This window comes from Pseudoalteromonas rubra, from assembly GCF_000967655.1.
In the GTDB taxonomy this organism is placed as follows: domain Bacteria; phylum Pseudomonadota; class Gammaproteobacteria; order Enterobacterales; family Alteromonadaceae; genus Pseudoalteromonas; species Pseudoalteromonas rubra_A.
Map to the genome: position 1 here is coordinate 33,685 of NZ_JXYA01000065.1, position 22,414 is coordinate 56,098.

Sequence of the window (22,414 nt, forward strand, 5' to 3'; positions counted from 1 at the left end):
TCACTTTCTGGGGTTAAAGCGTAAGCAGCTTTCTAAATATAGTGCGATGCATCTGGTTTAGATCACTTTTAAACCACACTATTACATAACACTTTGATTAAAAACTAGTGAATTTATAACATTTAATCAGAAAAAATTACGATATTTCCAGTTTGTATACTAACAATGCCATTTCAGCGCCATTTCAGGACGTGAACACACTGAGTGTCGCAGCACAAGATGAACTGCGACAGTCGATCATTAGCGCATTGTTATTGTCAGCTGTTGATTTGGCTGTGCGATATGTACAGCCAGTTGTCCAAACTGTGGCGCACCTGCTGGGCGTGCATTGTTACTGAAGCCATAGGGCTCAAGGGGCATGCCAAAACGATTACGGTTTAACCTGCCATCATTATTCAGGTCCTGATAGACCATAAAGCTGTACTGGCCAGGCTCTATACCGCGCAATGTCAGCTCTGGATTAGCGTTCGAAACCTGCTGCTGTGCGACGCGCCAGGCCTGATGTTGAATAAACCCTGCCGGAGAATCATAGGCAACCAGCTTTAAGGTGCCAGACTGATGTGCTAAGCCAGTAAACGTGATGGTCAGGTCTTGGGCCATCGCGCTGGTCGACAGTGCGGCGAGGATGCAGGCAAGTGCGGTGGTGCGAGTCAGGTGTTTAGTCATGTTGGTTATCCTTTGCTGAGTCATTGTGTTGATGGGATAACTTTACGAAAAGGGTGGGGGGATTGCGTGTGTGATCTGTCATGACTATGGCATGACAGATGTCATTACTGTGCAAATGGAGCAGTTAACCTGACCGGGCAAAATCGCAAATCTGGCAAGGGGCTTTACACTTGCTATGGTTGCAACAAGGTTTTGTGCCAAACCCCCTGTTCGTATTGATAGAATTCGCGTAAGTGAAGCCTGCTTTGCGCAAAGGTCAGAAACTCAATACTGAGTGGGCGGATAATAAAGCCGCCCCAGTTGTCGGGCAGTGGGATCGCTTGTTCCTGATAATGTGTGCCAAGTGTTGTAAGCTCATCCTTGATGGACTGCATTGATGCCAGCGGCTGACTTTGCTGGCAGGCTAAGGTGGTGAGCTGAGCATCGCGGTTGCGGCTTTGCCAATAGCGATTTGCATCAGCACGGCTGATCTCAGCAGCCAATCCGGCCACGCGAACCTGATAACCCAAAGAATCCCACCATGCCGTCATAGCCACTTTTGGATTGCGCCGCAGGTCTGCGCCTTTTTGTGAGTTCAAATGTGTGCAAAAGGTAAACCCGTTTTGGTCAGCGGCTTTGAGGTCGACGAAGCGCCCGACAGGAAACCCCTGAGCGTCCAGTGTAGAAATACATACCGCGCTACGTTGCTTTAGAGTTGGATCTGCTTTTGCCTGTTGCCACCAGTGTTGGAATTGTTCGATAGGATGATTCATCACGTCTCCTTGTATACAGTTCAGAGTCAAGATGACATGTTCCAGCCAGGGTTGCAATTGATCCGCACTGCCTGGCAATACGTATTAAATCGACGTCCCTTTGCTGAGATATGACCAGCAGGTAGGGCCTGAAAAATTTTATCTCAATATCTTTGCAAGGCTTCCCGGCTTACCCTATGTTTAGGGCAAGTGAGGCCTTGGTGATAAGGAAATATGAATGGCTGATTTAATGGTAAAAGGTGTGATTTTTGATCTGGACGGCACGCTGGTGACCTCCTCGCTGGATTTCGCTTTAATCAAGGCGCAGGTAGGCTGCGACCGTGATGCCGATTTACTTGAGTATGTGGAGTCGCTGCCTTCGCCTTATATGCGCGAAGAGGCGATGGCGCTTATTCACCAACATGAAATGCAGGATGCGCAGCACGCTGAGCCCATTCCCGGCGTAGCCGAAACCTTGTCTTTTCTAAAGTCCATAGGTATGCCCCTGGCCATCGTCACACGTAACTACTCTAAAGCCGCCAGACTAAAACTGGAACGCTGTCGCCTTGAGCTGGATTTGATGTTAACGCGTGAAGATGCGCTGCCAAAGCCGGACCCTCAGGCGTTGCATATGGTCGCCGACAGCTGGTCTTTACCGTATCAGCAGTGCGTTTATGTGGGTGACTACAAGTACGACATCGAAGCGGCCCGCCGTGCCAGCATGCACGCGTGTTTGTTTGCTCCGGTTGAGCTGCCAGATTATGCCGAGCAGGCCGATATCATTATTGAGCGTTTTACTGACTTGCCTGCGGCACTGGGCCTGCATCACCGTGCCCAAACAGGCCAGTTAGTCGGATAATATCACTCGGCGCCACTGCCAATGGCGCGCAATTCTCGTCTGGGTATAGCCCAAAATGCAATGTCTTGTTAGAATCTTGTCCAATTTAATTTGCACAAACGAGAATTAAGATGGGTAGAGCATTTGAAGTCCGCAAAAACGCCATGGCAAAAACGGCAGCGGCAAAGACCAAAGTAAACTCAAAATATGGTAAAGAGATCTATGTAGTTGCTAAAAATGGTGGCGCTGATCCCGACACTAACCTATCCCTTCGCCGTTTGATCGACAAAGCTAAGAAAGACCAGGTTCCGGCACACGTTATTGAAAAAGCAATTGAAAAAGCTGCAGGCGGCGCAGGCGAAGATTATTCTCCGGCACGCTACGAAGGCTATGGCCCTGGTAACTGTATGGTGATTGTGGATTGTCTGACTGACAACCCGAACCGTACTATCAAGGATGTTCGCCTGCCTTTCACAAAGACAGACTCAAAAATTGGTAGTCCGGGCTGTGTTGCACACATGTTCGATCACTTTGCTATCCTTGGTTTCGCTGGTGATGACGATGAAGCGGTCCTTGAAGCGCTGATGATGGCCGATGTAGACGTAACAGATGTAGAAGTAGAAGACGGTCAGGTGTCTGTGTTTGCACCACACACTGAGTACTTCAAAGCGAAAACGGCGCTGATTGAAGCGTTTGAAGGCATCAACTTCGACGTAGACGAAATCACTTGGGTGCCGCAAACGCACGTTGAGATCACAGGTGAAGACGACCTGGCGAACTTCGAGAAGTTCATCAACATGCTGGAAGACTGCGACGACGTACAAAACGTTTATCACAACGCGATTGTGAAAAACTAACCCTCTGGGTGTGAGTAATGCGTCTTGTCAGCACAAGACGCAAAAAGCCGAGCTTTTACGCTCGGCTTTTTTGTGCGTATCTTTGTGCTTAATAATTAGTAACTGAATTTCACTTCTGCATTACTGCGCAGCTGGCCTGTGACACTTTCGATAAACTTCATTAAAATTACTCTTAAGCTGAGCAATGTCCTCTCTGGCTGAGCACTCGTATTGTTAGCCGCTACCTGCGGCACATTATCGTGTTGATGGGCTATCTTCATTGAATATTTCTTATATCCGGATATGAAGAGCTTACCGACCTATCGGCGAACTGTATTATCAATTTCAGACGAATAACATATCAGGTGAGAACCAACAGGAGAGCATACCTCGTTCACTAACATCAAAAATGAGTTCAGCGCTGAATTCATCGTTAAATCTAAACCCAGCACACTCTGAGATTGTGGGGGGGTTAAAGGTGTCATAGCGCCTATTGATTAGCACAGGCGCTGTAGAGAGGATTTTATGGGTTCCGCTCGATGCCTTAGCATATACGGGACGTATGAGTAGGACACAATGCTGTGGTGTCCCTGTAAGTATGGCCGCCGGCAATATTAGGCGTTAATTCAGCGGGTACAGCTGTTTTATCTTTTGAGAGGTTTTTTACGCTTTTTTTATTGAGTTTCAAGTTCATATTTAATTTTCCTTATTTAACATTGAAATGGTTTATGTAGTTTAAGTACTTACTTTTCTAATGAAAAAATAAGTCCTTTAAGCTCATAGCCCGGCTCTTGAGAAATGTGCAGGTAAACACTGTTAATGGGAAAGTGTTAAACGAATAACAGAGTCAAAATACACTTTAACCAAGTTTTTTGTCGATTAAAAGTGGTCTTTTTTTGAGCAGGAAATGATATGAGGTAAGTGGCATCCTCTTCACGGCACATCAAGTTATGCAGGCCTTTCTGCTGCACTTGCACTGCTAAAAGTAAAAAGCAGGGCAATATCTTGCTCTGCTTTTTGTTGGTGTATTTGCTTGTGCCCGCACCATTTATGTAGCTATCAGCACTGTGAGCGCTCTGCAACTGACTCAGGTGATGCAACAAAATGCTAGTAAGGGATAACTAACTGATTAAAATTATTAAAGCTTAACTAAAAGTGTGTTGGTAAGCGAGTTGCGGAGGCCCTGTATGCCTCCGCGTTAGACAACAAAGCTTTATTTCTGGGGTTTAGTAAGTCCCGTAGCCTCCAGTACATCCCGCCAGCTAACAAATTTAAAGTTTTGCGGCTTATCGGGAAAGCGGTTGCGGCCGTCCTGAAGTACCAGCAACCCCTCGGGGTAATCTCGGGTCCGCAAACGGGTAGAGAGGGCCAGACCATCGGTTTCTGATGCGCCATCAAGGCCTTTAAAGCCATCCAGACCAACGCGAAATCCTGCCAAATGGCGATAGGGCGGTGTTGCTTCGTAGAGTTGGTAGCTGTTGTTACCCTGGCTGGAAACAACCAGCACCGGCGAGTCACCAAATGACAGCGCCAGGCCTTCGACATCATCGACCAGGTGTTCACCTACCTTTGCTACTGCAACCGGCTGGCTGTTATCCGTCGGGTTCAGGCTGGTGGCCCAAATCCCCACATCTTCTTCGCCAATAAATAATCGCCCGCGAGCATCATCCGCAACACAGCCCTCCGGTTGCGAGTTCAGTGGTATGGCTCGTACTTTTTCTGCATACAACTTATCCTTGTTGGCTTTCACTCTGTATTGATAGGTGAGGCCGGCTTTATTATTTGCAAACACGTAGTGGCTGCCCTCAAAAGTGGCCATACACAGTCCATAAATCTCTTCCAGACCCGATGGCGCACTACCCAGACGAAAGACGTTACCGTCTGCTTCAATGCCATAAAAGGCGAGGCTGTCATCGTTGCGCTTACTGGCAGCCGCGATGCTGATAATGCGACCTTGCCAGCTAAACCCACCGCGCAGGTCGACGTTATTGAGCCGGCCGTCTTTAAAAGTTTGCAGCAGCTTGCCCTGCAGATCGTAGACTTCCAGGCCTTGCTTTTTATGGGTGCCCAGCACCCGTGATGCCTCGGGGTTTTCAGGGTGAACCCAGATAGCCGGATCGTCCATTGCATCACCAAATTGCGTCGCGGGTTGGCTCTGTGCTTTGGGCCTGACTACCACTAAGCTTTTTGCTGTGACTTCTGAGTTGAGGGTAATGTGAGCTGTCGCGTATTGGCCTTGCTGTTCATCGGTAAAGCTCAGTGTGGCCTTATCTGTGCTCAAAGGCTGACTCAGGTTCATCATGGTGGCTTTGCCATTTTCAAGCACTAAGGTCTGGGCCGGTACCCAGCTATTTGCAGCGTCTGGCGCGTCCCAGTAAAGCACTTCCTGGCCGTTTTCAAGCAAGGCAAACAGCGCTCCTGAGGGGCTGGTTGCCAGGCTAACAGCCTGCGATGACTGATTGCCGTAGGGGGCAACCAGAGAGACCGGATAATACGACGGGTTGTCTTCAATGCGTGCCGGATAGCGCCAGATCCCCAGCGGTTCACTGATATAGAGGTAACCATTGCCCGGGTCGACGGCACAGGAATCAGCATCGTATGGCAAAGACAGTGAGCGTAACAGCTTTGGTGCGCTCAGCCACTGGTGTTGTTGGCGCAGCAGCCATTGTTCTGCTTTACCGCGGCCATCTGAGACAAATAAGGAGAGGGTCTGATTGGCTTCATCGGCGAACAAACACAGGTTATCGACCAGTAACCCAGTTTGAGACAGTTCAAAACGTGGCTGTAGTTGGGCTGCACTGGAGTTCAGCGTGCCGACGAACACCCTGTCGTTACTGCCTTCAAGCGCAGCATACAGCCACTGCCCCTCTTCCAGCGCGCTCAGGCGGACTTGCTTAAACGCGCCATGAAGGTGCGTTTTGAGCGTGTTTCCCTGACGCAGCGCCAATCCTTCGTGCTCAGAAGCGATCAGAATTTGATTGTTACCCGGCACCTGAACACTATCCACAATCCCTGTGACTGAGCCCTGTGTCTGAAGCTGGAGTGACTGCTGAGCCGCAGTTTGCTGGTGTGTCTGATTTTGACAGGCGCTCAGCGCGCCCAGCAGCCCCAGGATAAGCGTTGTTTTGCATAACTTCTGTATTTTCATTTTTAAGTTCCGACGTCACAGAGTACTGGCGGAGGCGAGCCAACCTAATGTGCACTAAGCTGATTCGCAAACCGCTATGGGATGTAAAGGAGTGGCTACCTTAAAAAGTGGATATGACAATTTTGTTTCACTCTTTCAAGCGTTGGCACAGCTGTGCGCCCTGAATGGCTCATAATGCGCTTTGTGACTCAGAATGTGAGCTGCTTTGTCTTAACATATCCGCTTGCTCAGTAAAAAAAGACAAATAGAATCTTGATGTTAGGTTGTTATTTGGTGATAGGGATGCGTTTGATACGAGGTTGAATGAGCTGTTCGGGCCGGGTCCAAATAGCTCAGGCTTTAAGCCGGGGGCGTCTTAAAAGTGTCATATCGTGCCGCTAGGATACCCGCAAGATTCAATATTTGGCTCAAAAGATGAAGAATGTCAGCAGTTTATGCCTTGCTCTGCTCGCAAGTATCGGATTGACCATATTGGCGTTATTTGTCGGCGAGCCCAAATCTATGCATGAGGTTGACTGGGTCGATTTAACCGGTGAAGCCACCTCGTCTATGATGGCGGCTATCTGGCTTATACTGCTGGCATTATGCCGACCACGAGGGCGGGTCACCACAATACTGCTATTCGGCTCGGCAACTTACTGGCTTACGACCTGGCTTGATGTATTGGATGAGTTCATTGCCTATCCGCCACACAGCCACTTATTTACCTGGCTGGAGTCATTGCCTGCTCCTGTCAGTATGACCTTGCTGACCTGGGGGCTGATCACCTGGTATCGCGAGCAGCAGGCGGTTAATCGCCAGCTCAAGCAAAGAGAGCACTTTCACCGCGAACATAGCCTGATTGACCCCGTTACTCAGCTTTATAGCCTGCGTTATCTGTTGATCCAGCTAAACCGTGAGGCTGTGCTGCATGACAAGCGTGAGCAGCCACTTTCGTTGGTCATGGTCGATATAAAAGGGTTTGCCCAATACAACCGGGCGCATGGTCCACAGCAAGGTGATCAGGCACTCAATGAGGTGGCCTCCGCATTGGAACTTGCCCTCAGGGAAACGGATTTAGCGTGTCGTTATACCAGTGACCGGTTTGCGATATTGCTACCGGATACGCCTCCCCATGAAGCCAGTGTGTTTTGCGAGCTGATCCGTGACTGCTGTAACAGCGCGTTAAAGGGCGCGCTGACCGTGACCACTGTTCAGGCAACGAGAATGGCTGGAGAGTCAGAGCAGGCCTTGTTTGAGCGGCTCAATCAACAGCTGGCGGGTGCGAAACGCACTTCGTCTGCTGTGGCGGAGGTAGCACTATGACACCCGCTAATTTTAGCTATCTGCAAGATAAGCGTATGCCTGCGCATTTTCTCATTACCATACTGGAGCTGGCCGAGCACTATCAGATAAAGCCACATCAACTGATCCGGGGATCGTCGCTGTTTGTTGAGGATTTGACCTACCCGGGAGCTCAGGTTGCGCCTGTCAACGTGCTGCTTATACTCAAAAAGCTTAAACGAGAGCTGGCGGAGCATCCGCATTTGGCGATGGAGCTGGGGCAGAGAATTGCGACCGGACATGGTCATGTTTTGTTCGACTTGTGGCGGTACGCGCCTGATTTGCGCGGGGCACTGACAGCCTGGGCGCGCGTGCAAAAGGGCATTGAGACGCTGGTTCAGTTTAATGTGCAGCGGCATCAGGGTAAGTTGTATATCAGGTTGACCGAATCTGCATCACTGAGCATTCAGCAGCGAACCGTGTTTGAAATCGTACTGTCAGCTTGCCGTTTGCTGCTTAAGGAGCAGCTCGGCGCGCAGACCTGGGTACAGGTCGAACTGCCCTGGTCACAACCCGGACAAGACTTTCACTATCCGGTTTATCTGGGTGAGCATGTGCGTTTTAACGCGCCGCGTTGCGCCATTATCTTGCAAGAAGAGGCACTCTATCAGCCTTTTAAAGAGGCCAGTGCATTGCGGTTTGCTCAGGCAAAACGCAGTGCCCGCCACGCGCTTCACTCGCCACAGTTACTTCAGGCACACCTGCGCCGTGTGTTTCGTAAGAATCTAAGTCAGACCTGGTCGCTGGAAGACACCGCCTGCTATCTGGGTATGAGCCCGGCAACCTTGAAGCGTCGACTCAAGCAAGACGGCACGCATTTCAAGCAATTGGTTGATGAGGTCAGGGGACAAGAAGCGTTGCACCTGATGGATCTTAATCAATGGAATAACAGCCAGCTGGCCAGCACTATGGCGTTTGCCGATGTACACAGCTTTCGGCGGGCATTTAAGCGCTGGACCGGAGCCGTACCCAGTGCATTTCGCTGTGGCTCTTAATTGCGGCGTAGCAAGATGTAGGTTTTTGAAGGAACCGCTCAGGGCGGACTGTGTTGTGAGGATAAAGCGCAGACTCACTGAAATAACAAGCGCACAGTGCGCTTGTTATTAAACTTAATCAATCAAAATGGACAGCGTTTTGTCCCTTCGCAGTTCGAACGCGTGTTAATACAAACCCAGAATGATTCATCGATAACACGGCCACCGCCTATCTGAGGTGTCTCCTGCGCGCGAATAACCGTGGCTGGATTAGCAGATAGAGATTTAATAGATTTTTTATTTAAAGTCACTTTCATAATTAACATCCTTTTTGTTGTGGAAGTGCTAGGTTTATTCTTTTTTCTCAGAATGTCAATATTTTGTTTCCATGTAATTTTTGTGTGCTTTTGTGGGGCTAAAACTAACAGGGGAATCCCACTAATAAAGCCCATTGGGTAAGACTTGCTTATGTCGATGACAGCGAAGCTTATGAAAGTGCAGACAACCAGATCTGGCACGACATTGAGAACATGATGAATAGGAGTGAAGAGCGTGCTGTATCAGCGATATTCTCGTGAGACAAATAGCTTTGTGAGCCCGATAGATGAGAGAGTGAGGGCGCAGTTGCGCCCTCACTGTGGTCACTTGGATTACAAGTTAAATGTGCGTGCAATTGCGAACACAAAGCGCTCGTCGGTATGCTCGCCATCTATGGTGGTGTCTTCCACGGTAAAGGTCAGATCGAAATCGAACTGTGTGGTGGTGTAAGACACTGCGTAGTGGGTGTAAGAGCTGTCCAGCCCGTCCCAGGCATACTTGTCGGCATCGAACGAGTTCGACACATCACCACTGAGGGTGATTGAGTGATTATCCGCGATATCAAAGGTATGCGACAGCATCACAATGCTATGACCGACATCTACTCCAAAGTAGTCCCAGCTGTACCAGAAGTTCACATTGGTGGTACCCAGGCTACTTGCGTAAGCAAACTTAGAGTACACCTCTGGATAGTTATAGTCGCTCGACGCATCATCGCCGTGATAGGTGTAGTAGGCGATACCATAGTCTACCGTCCATGCGCTGGACAGCTCCGACGAGCGGCCAACGTAAAAGTCCCACTCATGGCCCGTGTCATCGCCAAAGTCCACACCCGAGGCCCAGGTACCCACATACCAGCCTGCATCGGCTGCGTAGTCCAGGCTGCCCTGAATGGTTGGGTCGCTCTGGGTTTGTGACACCCCGTTAAAGGTATAGTCTGAGGTGCCGGTAATGGTGGTTGACCAGCCAGCCACAGCCAGGTTCGACAAAAGGGCCAGAGGAAGTGCGCAGAGTGTTGTTTTTAAATTTATTTTCATTTCTTTTGAACCTTAGTTTACGGTCTCGATACGGCTGAAGTCGATGGTGTTCTCTTTCGGTGAACGGGTAATATTGGCCACTGTTTTGAACTTGCTGTAGCAAATATAGCCAAAGCAACCAAAGAACAGTGCAATGACCAGCGCACCCACCCATTGGATCTGCAAAAAGTTTAGTTTAAATAGCAGCGTCAGCAATGACAGAGCGGCAATATTAAACAAAATATAATTGCGTTTTCCGAGTTTCTTAACCGTTAACCCAAGGTTGTCGGTGTACAGTCGAATTAAAGAGTCCAGCGAGTTGATCACAAAGATCACGCCAACCACGACCATCGCCAGGTTCTTGATACCCGCAGTGTCGATCCCGGCTTCATGGTAGTGATACAACACACTAAACCACACAGCGATGGGAATTGACGGGAATACCAGCATAGCCGCCAGTACCTGATAGGTTTTCAGGCCACCGACAAAACGTGAGGTGAACTGACCTATCATGATGCTCCAGGCAAACCACCAGAACAGGTAGAATTCGTGGTAATCATTAAGTGGCAATACAAACTCATGGATATTGCTAAAGTAGCCGCCCAGTAGCGCAACATTGTTGGTAAAGGCGCTCATTTCACTGTCACCAAAGACAAACGCAGAGGCCCACATAAAGGCGATCAGGGCAATGAACATCCAGGTCGTAGAAATACTCAGAATGCGCACATACTTCAGGCTAGTGCTCGAGTAGACCGCAAAACAGATAGCGGCGAACACTATGAGATAAAAGGTCGGAATAATGGACTCGCCATCGCCTACGCTTGGCATATACCAGGGCAGGTTGGACAGCAGCAGATAGGCCGTAAAGGCGCATGTACCAATAATAACTACATTATTGATAAATTTAACCCAAGGAATTTCGAAAAATTTCACCTTAGGCTCTATTACGCAGAAATAAAAACACGTCAGAAAATAAAATCCCCAGATCAGGAAGCCCCAAAAGCCAAATTCGATGGCAAGTGGATTGGCAAACGCATACTCTGGGCTTGCTTTTATGTCTGCGTAACCCGCAAACTCCGTCAGCGGAAACATGATAAGTCCGACATCCAGACCGGACGTAAATAAAATAGCAATAAAGGTAAAAGTTTTAACCGGTGTCACACCGACACAGCGTAGATTTCCCCATTTTAATAAAATAAAAGCGATTGCAACTAGGGTAAACACAATGCCTGCACTAAGCCATACTGTCATTGTCACCCTCCCAAAATAAGTAGAAATAACTCATTGTCTCTCCGTTTTTTTATTGTTTCCGCATTAACCCGATACAACCAATTTGTATCGCGCACCACTGCAGACCCCACGGCCCGATTGGGCCGCAGGTGGCTTTGTTAAATCTCCGTGCTACGTTGTACTGCTTGCCACTGACTGTGAATGGCAACCTGAGCATTGTTTGCTTTAAGGGCCGGCTGGCCCAGAATAATGTCTGCGGCTTTCTCCGCGACCATAATGGTTGGCGCGTTGAGGTTGCCGTTCGGGATCGTCGGGAAGATAGACGAATCCACTACGTTCAGGCCGTCGATACCATGCACCTGGGTGTTTGAGTCCACCACGGCCATGTCGTCTTCACCCATTTTGCATGAGCAGGACGGGTGATAGGCGCTTTCGACTGCCTGGCGTACAAAGGCATCAATTTCTTCGTCGCTCTGTACGTCTTTGCCTGGCTGGATTTCACCATCGCGGTAGGCATCAAAAGCGGGTTGCTCGATGATCTCGCGGGTCAGGCGAACACAGGCGCGGAAGCCTTCAATATCGTCCTGATGTGCCAGGTAGTTAAATTGGATCTTAGGTGCCTGAGTCGGGTCGGCCGATTTAATGGTGACCTCACCGCGACTTTTCGGTTTGTTATGACCAATATGGACCTGGAACCCGTGTCCGTCAAACGCACTTTTACCATCGTAGCGAATGGCTGCAGGTAAAAAGTGATACTGAAGATCTGGCCACTCAACCCCTTCTTTAGAGCGGATAAAGGCGCAAGACTCAAAATGGTTGGTTGCCCCCAGGCCGGTTTTATTGAGGATCCAGCGCGCACCGATCAACCCCTTAGAGAACCAGTCCAGCTTGCCATTGAGGGTAATGGGCTGCTTACATCTGTACTGGAAATAAAACTCCAGATGGTCTTGTAAGTTTTTACCGACGCCGGGCAGATGGTGTTGTACCTCAACGCCTGCGGCTTTGAGCGCATCCTGATCGCCAATCCCCGACAGTTGCAACAGATGTGGCGAGCCGATTGGTCCTGCGCTTAAGATCACACGGCGCTCGGCAGTGGCGCGATGGGTTTTGCCCTTACACTGATATTCTACGCCCACAGCGCGCTTGCCATCTAGCAGCACCTTGTGCGCCAGCGCACCGGTGACGATTGTTAGATTGTCACGCCCCTTTACAGGGTCGAGATAGGCGCGGCTGGCGGAGCAGCGGCGGCCATCTTTTACCGTCATGTGCATCGGGCCAAAGCCTTCTTGCTGCTCGCCATTGTAATCGTCAGTCCTGGCATATCCTGCCTGTGCACCGGCTTCGATAAATGCGCGATACAGTGGGTTGGCCATTTCGTTACCATTGTTGGTGCCGAGCGGGCCTTCACTGCCCCGGTACGAGTCTTCACCCAGATACCAGCTTTCGGCGCGCTTAAAGTAAGGCAGGCAAGCCTGATAATCCCACCCTTGCGCACCGTGTTGCTGCCATTCATCAAAATCTTTGGCGTGGCCACGTACATACACCATGCCATTGATAGAAGACGAGCCGCCCAGTACCTTACCGCGCGGGCAATGCATCACCCGGTTGTCCAGATATGGCTCCGGCTCGGTATGAAATTGCCAGGCGTATTTGTCGGTGTTCATGGGAATAGACAGCGCCGTAGGCATCTGAATAAAGATGCTCTTATCACTGCCACCCGTTTCTAACAGTAACACCCGGTGTTGTGGATTGGCGGACAATCGATTTGCCAGTACACAGCCTGCTGAGCCAGCACCGACAATGATGTAGTCGAATACTTTTTTCATAGTCTGGCTCCTTTGCTTAAAATGGGCTTTCGATTTGGCTCATACCTACGTAAACAGACTTGGTCTGGGTGTAGTGATCCAGTGTTTCAATGCCATTTTCTCGGCCAATACCGGATTGCTTGTAGCCACCAACCGGCATTTCGGCGGGTGAGTTGCCATAGGCGTTGATCCAGGTAATGCCAGCCTGTAGCTGGTGGATCACGCGGTGCGCACGCTGAATATCGCGGCTGAATACCCCGGCCGCCAGGCCCAGGTGGGTATTATTGGCACGGTTAATCGCTTCTTGCTCGTCATCGAACACCATGACGCACATGACCGGACCAAAGATCTCTTCACGGACTATGGTCATGTCTTCGTGACAGTCGGTGAATATAGTGGGAGCAACAAAGTAGCCGTTAGGCGCCGAAGCCGGGCTCAGAGCATGGCCACCGGTCAGCACAGTTGCGCCTTCCTGTTTGCCCTGCTCAATGTAATCCAGCACCAGCTGCTGATGTTTTTTCGAGATCAAGGCGCCCAGATTTACTTCGGGATTAAGGGGATCGCCGGCAATAATATTTTGTTCTGTGCGGGTTTTAAGCTGCTCAAGGAACTGCTCATACACGCCGCGCTGCACATAAACGCGTGTACAGTTGGTGCAGATCTCACCCTGGGTGTAGAAGTTACCCAGCATGGCGGCACTGACCGCCTGTTCGATATCGGCATCGTCAAATACCAGTAGCGGCGATTTACCGCCCAGCTCCATGGTCACGTCTTTAAGGTTAGACGCCGCACTTTGCATAACTTTTTTGCCTGTGCCCACTTCACCCGTGAACGAGACTTTTTCAATTTCCGGGTGCAGTGTCAGCCATTGTCCGACTTCGGCTGCACCTTGCACTACATTAAAGACACCTGCTGGCATGCCTGCCTCGATAAAGATCTCAGCCAGTTTCATTGCGCCCAGCGGTGTTTCTTCAGATGGTTTAAAGATCAAAGCATTGCCCGCAGCCAGTGCCGGACCAGACTTCCAGCAGGCAATTTGCAGTGGATAGTTCCAGGCACCAATGCCCGCACAAATGCCCAGTGGCTCTTTGCGGGTGTAGTAAAAGTCATCGCCGACCATTTGTTGCTGGCCAACTTGTGCAGGCGCCAGTCCGGCAAAATATTCGATTACGTCGGCACCGGTTTGAATGTCAACGCACTCGGCTTCTTGCCAGGGTTTGCCTGTGTCCAGTACCTCAATTTTAGCCAGCTCATCATTACGTTCACGCAACAGCGCCACCGCTTTATTCAGAATTCTGCTGCGCTCAATCGGGGTCATGGCTGACCACTGCGCAAACCCGGCTTTGGCACTGTCGATGGCCGCTTTTTGAATGTGTGCATCGGCCACTTCAACGTGATAAATGACTTCGTCGGTCGCGGGGTTTTTTACCGCAAACTGCTCGCCGGTCTGATTGGCTAGGTAGCGGCCGTGAATAAAGTTCTGGTAGACAGGTGTGGACATATTAGACTCCAAATTGTTGGATGAGGGACTGGATATAACGTTTGGCCAGATCCTGCGCGCTGTCAAACTGCGCATCATCGGCTTTACTGAGAACGGCTCTGAGCCACAGGCCGTCGATCATCGCGGCGCTTAGCTCAGCAGCTTCACGCGCTTCGCCTTGGGCCATTAACTGTTTGAACGAATACAATAAATTGCTGTAAAGTCGGCGCGCATTGACGCGCTGTAAACGATGTAACTGCGCATCGTGCATGGAATGCGCCCAAAAGCTCAACCAGGTGCGGGTGGTGTCGCTTTGTTGCTGCACCACAGCAAAGTTGGCTTCGACAATAAACATCAGGCGCTGCTCGGGGGAGCAACCCTGTGCTGTTTTATGCAGCAAACTGCGTTGCAGGCTGCTCAGCAGGTAGCGCACCGTGGCTTCGATGAGACCTTGCTTACCGCCAAAGTAATGGCTGATGATCCCCGACGACATCCCGGCTTTTTTACTGATGCTGTTAATCGTGGTGGCCTGTAATCCAAGCTCTGCCACTGACTGTAAGGTCGCCTCAATCAGTTGTTGGCGACGCACAGGTTCCATTCCGACTTTAGGCATATTTTTATTAATTGACCGTTCAATAAAAATAAATTTTAAGGTGAATAGAGGGGAAATTCAAGGTTGACATTTTGTGAACGGTGCATGCTGGTTCACTTTATTGTTTCTATCTGCATGATATTTATATAATTATTTTAAATTAAACAAAAGCTGAATTTATCCTGTATTTGCTGCTATTTTGGCTGAAAAACCCTCATCTATGGCGCGAATTGTGTGCCAGTTTTCAGCTATCGATAGTTTTGTGTTGCGCTGGCCGCAAAAGTTATGACGCATAAGCCCCTTTATCTGGATTGAATGTACAAATGTGTCGTTTCACTCAAAAGTCAAAATGCTTAGCTATACTTGCCAGAGATCTCTTGTTAAGTAAGCAGTATATGGCCCGATTAGTTACCTCTTTGTTTATCTGCGTGATATCGCACACTTCATTGGCACAGGCAGAAGAGGGGGACGCGCTTTTTGCGATGTCATTTGAGGAGTTACTCGCTCAGGATGTGACCGTGGCAGCGCGTAAGAGTGAAAGCTGGCTGGCTTCTTCGGGCACGGTATATGTGGTCAGTCGCTCGGAAATTGAGCGTTATGGCTGGCGCGACTTAAAAGAGATCCTCGCCTCTGTTCCCAATATGGACTATTTCTATCAATGGGCATGGCTGCCGGGCGGTCAGAGAGGCTTTACCGGGAACATGTCGGGTACTCTGATGCTGATAGACGGCCGAGAAGTACAAAACTTGCTGGCCAACGAAGCCTTTATTATGAATAACTTTCCGAGTGCCAGAATTGAACGGGTGGAGATCTTACAGGGACCAAATTCTACTTTATATGGCGGTAATGCAACCCAAGGGGTGATCAATGTGATCACCCGCCTGGATACAGGTGTGAACGAAGTGACGCTATTGGCCGGCGAGGTGGGCACGCGTCACGGCCATGGTTTGTTTCATTATCAACAGGGGCAAGTAGAGCTGGCGGTGTCGGCCAGTTATTTTGCAAGCGATCAGGACTATCGTGAAATACGTGAGTTCCTGGTTGATGATCACGCATTCAGTCGCAACAGCAAAGATCCACTAAGAAACCACAACCCCAATGATTTTCGCAACCGCGAGGAAAACATTACCCTGGACAGCCGCCTGAGCACCCCCTGGTTTTACTTGGGCAATAATCTTACCCGCACCACAAACGTCAGTGGCATCGAGGCCGTGGCATTTGATTACATTACCGGGGACGACGCTTATCGTGGCTACAGTAGTTATTATCTCGGCAAAGATGTGCAACCCTCAGCAAATTGGTCGGGTAATATTGAGCTGAGTTATTTTAGGGAATATAAAGAAAAATACCGTCTCAGCGTGGATAACCCTGAGCAGGCTACCCGCTATGAAGACCTGGCTTTATATACCGAGCGGGAAGATATCGGGCCGTCGGACAGAATACGGCTCAATACCCAGTGGCACTATCAGGCGGGCTCTGATCAGGACTGGATCATGGGTTACGATGGCTGGCGCACCGAAATCGGCCGCAAAGTTAAATACCGGCAAACTGCTGAGGGGATAAAACTTGTGACCCCCGATTCCTGGCCGACCGATAAAGAGCGCTCTGATAAACACGCCGTGTTTGGCCAGTATTCAAAGCTGTGGCGCTTTGCAGAGCGCACCCTCAAGATTAACGCCGGGCTCAGGTACCATCGTCAGGATTATACCAATGCCAGCTGGTTGCCCCGCATTAGCATGGTCTATCAGCCAAACCCAGATCAGGCACTCAAACTGACCTACGGTAAGGCGTTTCGTCCGCCGACGATTTTTGAATTCGACCTGGTCGTTGACGACGAAATTGAATCGCAAACTATGCAGATGTATGAGTTCAACTGGAGCAGTAAGTTTCGCTGGCGCGGAGTTGAATTTGCCAATATCTCAGCTTTGTATAGCATGCAGGCGAAGAATTTCTATCAAAAAGTGCAGGACCCGAATACTCAGATCTGGCGTACTGTGGTGGCGGGCGAGCACCGGGTGTATGGCTGGGAAAACCAGTTACGCTGGCACGCTCAGCGCTGGCATGGGCAGCTGGCGCTACGTTATATTTCACCGGACAAAACCCAGGTTGCCGGTCAGTCTGTAGTCCTCGATGTATCAAGATACAAGGTCAAACTGGGGCTTGGTTACACCTTAAATCAGCACTGGCAGATAGCTGCTTTTGTAGATCATTGGGATGAATCCCTGACTGAGGCCAACCGGTTTGAGCAAAGCGGCACTGAGGTCGTCACCATACCTGCCTGGACGACGGTCAATGCCAACCTGACTTACACACAAGGGAACAGCACTATTGGCCTGTATATCGAGAATTTGTTCGATGAAACCTATTATCACGGCAACGCCCGGGGTGTGTCTCCCGTTAAGTATATTCAGGCGCCACGGAACTTGCGCCTGAGCTGGTCATATCGATTTTAACGAGTAACGAAGCCGCCATTGACAAATAACGTCTGACCGGTGATCCAGCGTGCCTCTTCACTGACCAGAAAGTCGACCATAGGTACGACGTCATCAATATGGCCGAGGCGATTCAGCACGCTGGCTGAACTCAGATAAGCCACTGACTGGGCATTTTCTTCGCCATGAAAAAAGGCCGTATCTATTGGACCTGGTGCAACGACATTGACCGTGACGCCACGGCTACCAATTTCCTTTGCCAGCGCGCGGGTAAGGTGTTCCAGCGGTGCTTTGGCACCGGCGTAGGCACCGTACAGACCGGTAAATGCCGCCAGCAAAGAGGTGCCCATATTGATAATGCGGCCCTGCTCCTGAATATGCTGCGCTACGTGCTTCATCATTAAAAACGGTGCTTTAGTATTGGTGGCAAAAAGCTGGTCATACTCTTGCTCCGAGATATCCGCGATGGCTTTTTTCAGCACTTTTCCGGCGTTGTTTATAACAATATCAACGCGGCCAAAGGCTTCCAGAGTCTGTCGGTACAGGGCCTGAACCTGACTTTCCTGACTCAGATCGCCCTGAACTAATAGTGCTCGTCTGCCAATCTGAGCAATCTCAGCGGCGGTTTGCTCAGCATCGTTAAGCGACGCATCACTGTGATAATGCACGACAATATTTGCGCCGCGTTTGGCCAGCGAAATAGCAAATGCTCGGCCCATATTTCGGGCTGCGCCAGTCACAATGGCCACTTTATCAGTTAAGTCTAATTGCGTGCTTGGGGTGGACATAGTATTTACTCCTGTTGGATTAGTTGACGAGAGTAAGCTTAGTCGCTTGCGTTTAATTCAGGTATGCCATAAATTTTCATTCATTAATTGCAAAATATGCAAAAAGTAATGAACGCAAATGAACTGACCTTTTTAAAGGTGATTGAAGCGGGCAGTCTGAAAGGCGCTGCTGAACAACTTAACACCGATCCCTCATCGGTGAGCCGTAAAGTGGCTGCGCTGGAGCGCCATCTGGGTGTTAAACTGATCAATCGCTCTACGGTGCGATCTCAGGCAACCGAGGCTGGGCTCGTATATTTTCAAGGGCTAAAACACATTGCTGAGCAGCAGGCTGAATTGGAAAATCGCCTGCGGGGATTGCAGGATAGGCCCAGCGGAACCCTGACGGTAGCTGCGCCAGTTGATTTTGGTACTCAGTTTGTTGTACCTGTACTGAACAAGATGCGGGCCGCTTATGCTGACCTGAACGTCGAGTTGTTACTGGGAAGTCATTTTGAAGATCTGACTGCCAATGGCATTGATGTGGCAGTGCGTGTTGGCATGCTGCCGGATTCAGGGCTGATCTGCAGAGGGTTGGGCACTGCTGAGCGTGTACTGGTTGCCAGCCCGGGTTATCTGGAGCAGATTGATGGGGTAACGGATCCATCCGGGCTGAGTCGGTGCCAGTTTATATTCTATTCGCGCGCTCAGGCTAACAGTCAGGTCAGTATAAAAAAAGGTGACACAACATCACGAGTCAAACTGTCAGGGGGCTTTACAGTTAACAGCGTGTCTGCAGTTCGACAGCTGGTTTTGGCCGGTAAAGGGGTGCACCTTGGCCCGCGTTGGGCCTTTGAAGAAGCGCTGAATATAGGTGAGCTGGTGGCTCTGCTACCTGACTATCAGCTGGAAGGATTTCCTATCCATGCCTTGTACCGATCCGGAGGGTATGTGCCTGCTAAGATCCGCTGTTTCATAGATATGATAAGCCAGCATTGCAAGCACAGCTTTGATTCCAGAGCAGGTGCGCGATGATATGCTCACCTGAGCTGTTTTCAGTCTTCACGAGTTCTGACCGCTATGGCTTAATAATATATCTTGGGTGACTATATTAAGGCGTTGAGCAAGCTGTTCCCTTGTGTCAGCGGATCGACGGGATTATCGCCATATTGTTGTTTCAAAAAGTTGATAAAAACGCGCGACTTTTCTGGAATATACTTATTCTCTGGGTAAATAACATGCACATTTAATGGTTGTTTAATTGCGCCTTTCATTAGCTGAATCAGTGTACCTTCTGCCAGCTCCTGCTCGACCAAAAATTTAGGGATCAATGCAACCCCGGCGCCAGACTTGACCAGGGTTTTTAAGATGTTCGGGCTGTTGACTGAAATTGGTGCGGACGTAAACAGGGCATCCCACTGCTCGGTATCTTTGTCATCTACCCAGTCGTTAATAGGCATTTTCTTGTCGATGAGCCAGACATGAGTATTGAGATCTCTGACGCACTCGGGTTGACCGTGTTGTTTTATGTACTCAGGTGTCGCGCACAACACCATCGGAAACTGACATATTTGCGTTGCTACAAAGTCCTGAACTTCGGTGGAGCCTACGCGGATTGCCAGATCGAAACTCTCTTCGACCAAATCGACTTTGCGATTATTCAGCTCTAAATCCAGCTGGATATCAGGATATAAAGACATAAACTGAGGTAATTTGGGTGCCAGTACTTGCTCTCCGAAAGTCACCGAGGTGGTGATCCTGAGCAAGCCTGAACATTTGGTACTTTCTTCACTGACCTGATCCACCAGTGAGGTATATTCGTTCAATACGTGGACGATACCATGATAAAAGTGTCGCCCTGCCCGGGTCATAGAAACCTTTCTGGTTGAGCGGTTAAATATCTTGGTGGCATGTTGATTCTCAACCGCATTGACGTATTTACTGACAACAGACTTCGAAATACCCAGTCGCAGGGCTGCTGCCGTAAATGAGCCGGTTTCAGCCACCGCGATAACTGCTCTAAAGCCTTCTATAGTGTCCACAAGTTAGGTCCTTTTGTTTTCATTTTGTGTGATCAGTGTTTTCGTTTTGTATGTTTATTCTATGAAAATTTTAATGTCTAATGCTCCGCATGTCACCAATATAGGGAGCACTAGGTTGCTATCATGAGTAATATTCAGCTGTACTATCACCCGATGTCAGGGCACAGTCACAAGGTTCTCACTCTTGCATCAATGTTAGGGTTAGACATAGAGACTTTGACCATTGACTTAAAATCTAAAGCACATTTGTCTGAATCATTTTTGCGTCTTAACCCGGCCGGCAAGATACCTGTGCTGGTCGATGCAGGCAAAACGATCACCGACTCCCACGCTATCTTGTTTTACCTTGCTCAACAATACGACCAACAGCGAATCTGGTACCCAGATGATCTGCCAACCCAGGTAGAGATCCAGCGCTGGTTTGCGCTCTCTGCGGGCGAATTGTGTACGGGTCCCGTCGCGTTAAGAGGGATCCGGATACTAGGTAAACCAGGCAATGAAGAACAAGCTAAGCAGCTGACTATTAAGTTGTTTTCTCTTATGAGTAAACAGCTGGAGCAGCAGCCATGGCTGGCAGGCTCACACGCCACCCTTGCGGATATTGCGCTATACAGCTACATCGCTTTGGTTATCAAACTCGAGCCTAGCCTGAGCGATTTTCCGCGCGTCCTTGATTGGGCTACACGTTTCGAGCAGCTGCCCGGCTATCGCACATTACCAGAAAAATAAACCCACATTGTATGTAATTGGAGGGGCCATGAACAGCTACATACGCACAAAAAATAGAGTAAATACACTAATTGACCGTCGCCTGTTGATGGCCGTGCCATTGGTTTTGTCTGGTGTGATAAGTGCATCAGTAGAGGCCGCTTGTCCGGCGGATTATCCGGAAGAAGGGGCGATTAAAAAGCATATTGAACATGATGATATTGCAAATGGAAAGGCAACGTTAAAGCAGATCCATAAAATGGGTCGCGATCTTTTCGTTGCCAAGTTTAATAAATGTGATGGTCAGGGTCGTCCGGCAACGACGGGTGGAGGCGTGAAACGCGCGCCGGATCAGCCTGCTTTTATTCGTACCTCATCACCTGAAACGAATTCCTGTGCCGGGTGTCACTCTCAGCCGGTCATAGGTGGATCAGGCGAGTTTGTGGTCAACGCTTTCATTCTGGCGCAGCGTTTAGACCCGGTTACAGAGTCCGTGTCTAATCAGTTTAGTAACGAAAGGAACACGCCGGGCATGCATGGTGCGGGTGCCATTGAAATGGTGGCCCGTGAAATGACCTATGATCTGCGCGCTCAAGCCGAAGCCCTGCCTGACGGGGAACACACATTAGTTTCAAAAGGAGTGTCCTTTGATATCCGCAAGGAAGGCGGATTGGTGGTGGAAAGTGAAGGCATTAATACGGATTTGATGGTCCGCCCATTTAACCAGTCGGGCAACATTGCCACTTTGCGCCACTTTACCGTCGATGCAATGAACCATCACCACGGCATGCAAGCAGAAGAGCGCTTTGATTTAAACCCGGGCAAAGGGTTCGATAAAGATCACGATGAAGATGGTGTGGAAAGAGAGCTATCGGTCGGTGACATCACGGCATTATCGGTATATCAGGCCAGCTTACCTGTGCCGGTTCAGGTGATGCCGCGCGCCCGTGCTGAGCGCAAAGCCGTGCGCCTTGGTAAGCGCAAGTTTAACGAGATTGGCTGTAACAGCTGCCACGTACCGGCACTTAAGTTGGATACGCCCGTGTTCTCTGAACCCAGCCCGCTCAATGCGTCTCATACTTTCCGTGATACCAGTCGCTCAGTGCGCTGGGATATGACCAAGCAAGGTCCTAAGCCTCGGTTGAAGAAAAACCCAGATGGCAGTGCCACTGTATGGGCCTACACCGACCTGAAGCGCCACAATTTATGTGATCCGGTGGAGCGTGAAGATGCCATTCGCTTTTTCTGTAATGAGACACTCGATCAGGCTCGCCCGTCTCAGGATGGCCGCCCGGGGAGTGAGTTCTTTATTACCAGAAAGCTATGGGATGTGGGCAGTTCAGCGCCTTATGGTCACCGGGGTGATATTACGACCATTACTGAGGCCATTTTGTACCACGGTGGTGAAGCACGTCAAAGCCGTGACCACTTTTCGCTGTTACCGCTTTCTGAGCAGAAGAGCGTTATTAAATTTTTGAAATCACTACAAGTTGTAGAAAAATAAGATA

General features: G+C 49.7%; 20 protein-coding genes. 8 read left to right on the forward strand and 12 right to left on the reverse strand.

Features of this window, described 5'->3' with window-relative positions; genetic code table 11:
* Positions 1-240: 240 nt before the first annotated feature.
* Both TW77_RS22110 and TW77_RS22115 read right to left on the reverse strand, forming a co-directional pair.
* Entirely contained in the window at positions 241-666 is a 426-nt protein-coding gene (locus tag TW77_RS22110) for a DUF2141 domain-containing protein (protein WP_046007127.1), read from the reverse strand.
* Positions 667-839: 173 nt separating this feature from the next.
* The gene (locus tag TW77_RS22115; RefSeq protein WP_052713307.1) at positions 840-1,418 is read right to left on the reverse strand and encodes a pyridoxine/pyridoxamine 5'-phosphate oxidase; all 579 of its coding nucleotides are present in this window, start codon (positions 1,416-1,418) and stop codon (positions 840-842) included.
* Positions 1,419-1,635: 217 nt separating this feature from the next.
* Between TW77_RS22115 and TW77_RS22120 the strand changes: the two genes are divergently transcribed.
* Entirely contained in the window at positions 1,636-2,256 is a 621-nt protein-coding gene (locus tag TW77_RS22120) for an HAD family hydrolase (protein ID WP_046007128.1), read from the forward strand.
* A 110-nt stretch (positions 2,257-2,366) separates the two neighbouring features.
* Complete coding sequence (locus tag TW77_RS22125; RefSeq protein ID WP_046007129.1) at positions 2,367-3,092, forward strand: YebC/PmpR family DNA-binding transcriptional regulator; 726 nt, start codon at positions 2,367-2,369, stop codon at positions 3,090-3,092.
* Positions 3,093-3,187: 95 nt separating this feature from the next.
* Here the strand turns inward: TW77_RS22125 and TW77_RS25440 are convergent, their stop codons facing one another.
* The gene (locus TW77_RS25440; protein WP_162197980.1) at positions 3,188-3,352 is read right to left on the reverse strand and encodes a hypothetical protein; all 165 of its coding nucleotides are present in this window, start codon (positions 3,350-3,352) and stop codon (positions 3,188-3,190) included.
* A gap of 932 nt (positions 3,353-4,284) precedes the next feature.
* Positions 4,285-6,219: a phytase gene (locus tag TW77_RS22135; RefSeq protein ID WP_052713308.1), complete on the reverse strand. Its 1,935-nt coding sequence runs from the start codon at positions 6,217-6,219 to the stop codon at positions 4,285-4,287.
* A gap of 414 nt (positions 6,220-6,633) precedes the next feature.
* Here TW77_RS22135 and TW77_RS22140 point away from each other — a divergent pair, with 414 nt between their 5' ends.
* Both TW77_RS22140 and TW77_RS24500 read left to right on the forward strand, forming a co-directional pair.
* Positions 6,634-7,524: a GGDEF domain-containing protein gene (locus TW77_RS22140; RefSeq protein WP_046007131.1), complete on the forward strand. Its 891-nt coding sequence runs from the start codon at positions 6,634-6,636 to the stop codon at positions 7,522-7,524.
* Complete coding sequence (locus TW77_RS24500; protein WP_052713309.1) at positions 7,521-8,537, forward strand: AraC family transcriptional regulator; 1,017 nt, start codon at positions 7,521-7,523, stop codon at positions 8,535-8,537. Before TW77_RS22140 ends, TW77_RS24500 begins: the two co-directional genes overlap by 4 nt.
* 122 nt (positions 8,538-8,659) lie before the next feature.
* Here TW77_RS24500 and TW77_RS25445 read toward each other — a convergent pair whose 3' ends face one another.
* From TW77_RS25445 to betI, 6 genes are all read right to left on the reverse strand, one after another.
* Positions 8,660-8,833: a hypothetical protein gene (locus tag TW77_RS25445; protein ID WP_162197981.1), complete on the reverse strand. Its 174-nt coding sequence runs from the start codon at positions 8,831-8,833 to the stop codon at positions 8,660-8,662.
* Between the two features lie 333 nt (positions 8,834-9,166).
* Entirely contained in the window at positions 9,167-9,871 is a 705-nt protein-coding gene (locus TW77_RS22150; protein WP_046007132.1) for a TorF family putative porin, read from the reverse strand.
* Between the two features lie 12 nt (positions 9,872-9,883).
* The gene (locus tag TW77_RS22155; RefSeq protein WP_046007133.1) at positions 9,884-11,101 is read right to left on the reverse strand and encodes a choline transporter; all 1,218 of its coding nucleotides are present in this window, start codon (positions 11,099-11,101) and stop codon (positions 9,884-9,886) included.
* A 137-nt stretch (positions 11,102-11,238) separates the two neighbouring features.
* A complete protein-coding gene (gene betA / locus TW77_RS22160; RefSeq protein WP_046007134.1) occupies positions 11,239-12,906 on the reverse strand; it encodes a choline dehydrogenase in 1,668 nt (555 codons plus the stop codon).
* 16 nt (positions 12,907-12,922) lie between these two features.
* Entirely contained in the window at positions 12,923-14,386 is a 1,464-nt protein-coding gene (gene betB, locus TW77_RS22165; RefSeq protein ID WP_046007135.1) for a betaine-aldehyde dehydrogenase, read from the reverse strand.
* Between the two features lies 1 nt (position 14,387).
* Entirely contained in the window at positions 14,388-14,978 is a 591-nt protein-coding gene (gene betI / locus TW77_RS22170) for a transcriptional regulator BetI (protein ID WP_046007136.1), read from the reverse strand.
* A 374-nt stretch (positions 14,979-15,352) separates the two neighbouring features.
* On the opposite strand from betI, the gene TW77_RS22175 reads away from it, so the two are divergent.
* Complete coding sequence (locus TW77_RS22175) at positions 15,353-17,410, forward strand: TonB-dependent receptor (protein ID WP_046007137.1); 2,058 nt, start codon at positions 15,353-15,355, stop codon at positions 17,408-17,410.
* Here the strand turns inward: TW77_RS22175 and TW77_RS22180 are convergent.
* Positions 17,407-18,177 carry an SDR family oxidoreductase gene (locus TW77_RS22180; RefSeq protein ID WP_046007138.1) on the reverse strand — a complete coding sequence of 257 codons (771 nt, stop codon included), beginning with the start codon at positions 18,175-18,177 and terminating at the stop codon, positions 17,407-17,409. The genes TW77_RS22175 and TW77_RS22180 overlap by 4 nt on opposite strands.
* A 96-nt stretch (positions 18,178-18,273) precedes the next feature.
* Here TW77_RS22180 and TW77_RS22185 point away from each other — a divergent pair, with 96 nt between their 5' ends.
* Complete coding sequence (locus TW77_RS22185; protein ID WP_240479533.1) at positions 18,274-19,191, forward strand: LysR family transcriptional regulator; 918 nt, start codon at positions 18,274-18,276, stop codon at positions 19,189-19,191.
* A gap of 71 nt (positions 19,192-19,262) precedes the next feature.
* Here the strand turns inward: TW77_RS22185 and TW77_RS22190 are convergent, their stop codons facing one another.
* Positions 19,263-20,198: a LysR family transcriptional regulator gene (locus tag TW77_RS22190; RefSeq protein WP_046007139.1), complete on the reverse strand. Its 936-nt coding sequence runs from the start codon at positions 20,196-20,198 to the stop codon at positions 19,263-19,265.
* A 123-nt stretch (positions 20,199-20,321) separates the two neighbouring features.
* Here TW77_RS22190 and TW77_RS22195 point away from each other — a divergent pair, with 123 nt between their 5' ends.
* Positions 20,322-20,927, forward strand: a complete 606-nt coding sequence (locus TW77_RS22195; RefSeq protein ID WP_046007140.1) for a glutathione S-transferase family protein — start codon at positions 20,322-20,324, stop codon at positions 20,925-20,927.
* 28 nt (positions 20,928-20,955) lie between these two features.
* A complete protein-coding gene (locus tag TW77_RS22200; protein ID WP_205623896.1) occupies positions 20,956-22,410 on the forward strand; it encodes a di-heme oxidoredictase family protein in 1,455 nt (484 codons plus the stop codon).
* The last annotated feature ends 4 nt before the right edge of the window (positions 22,411-22,414 follow it).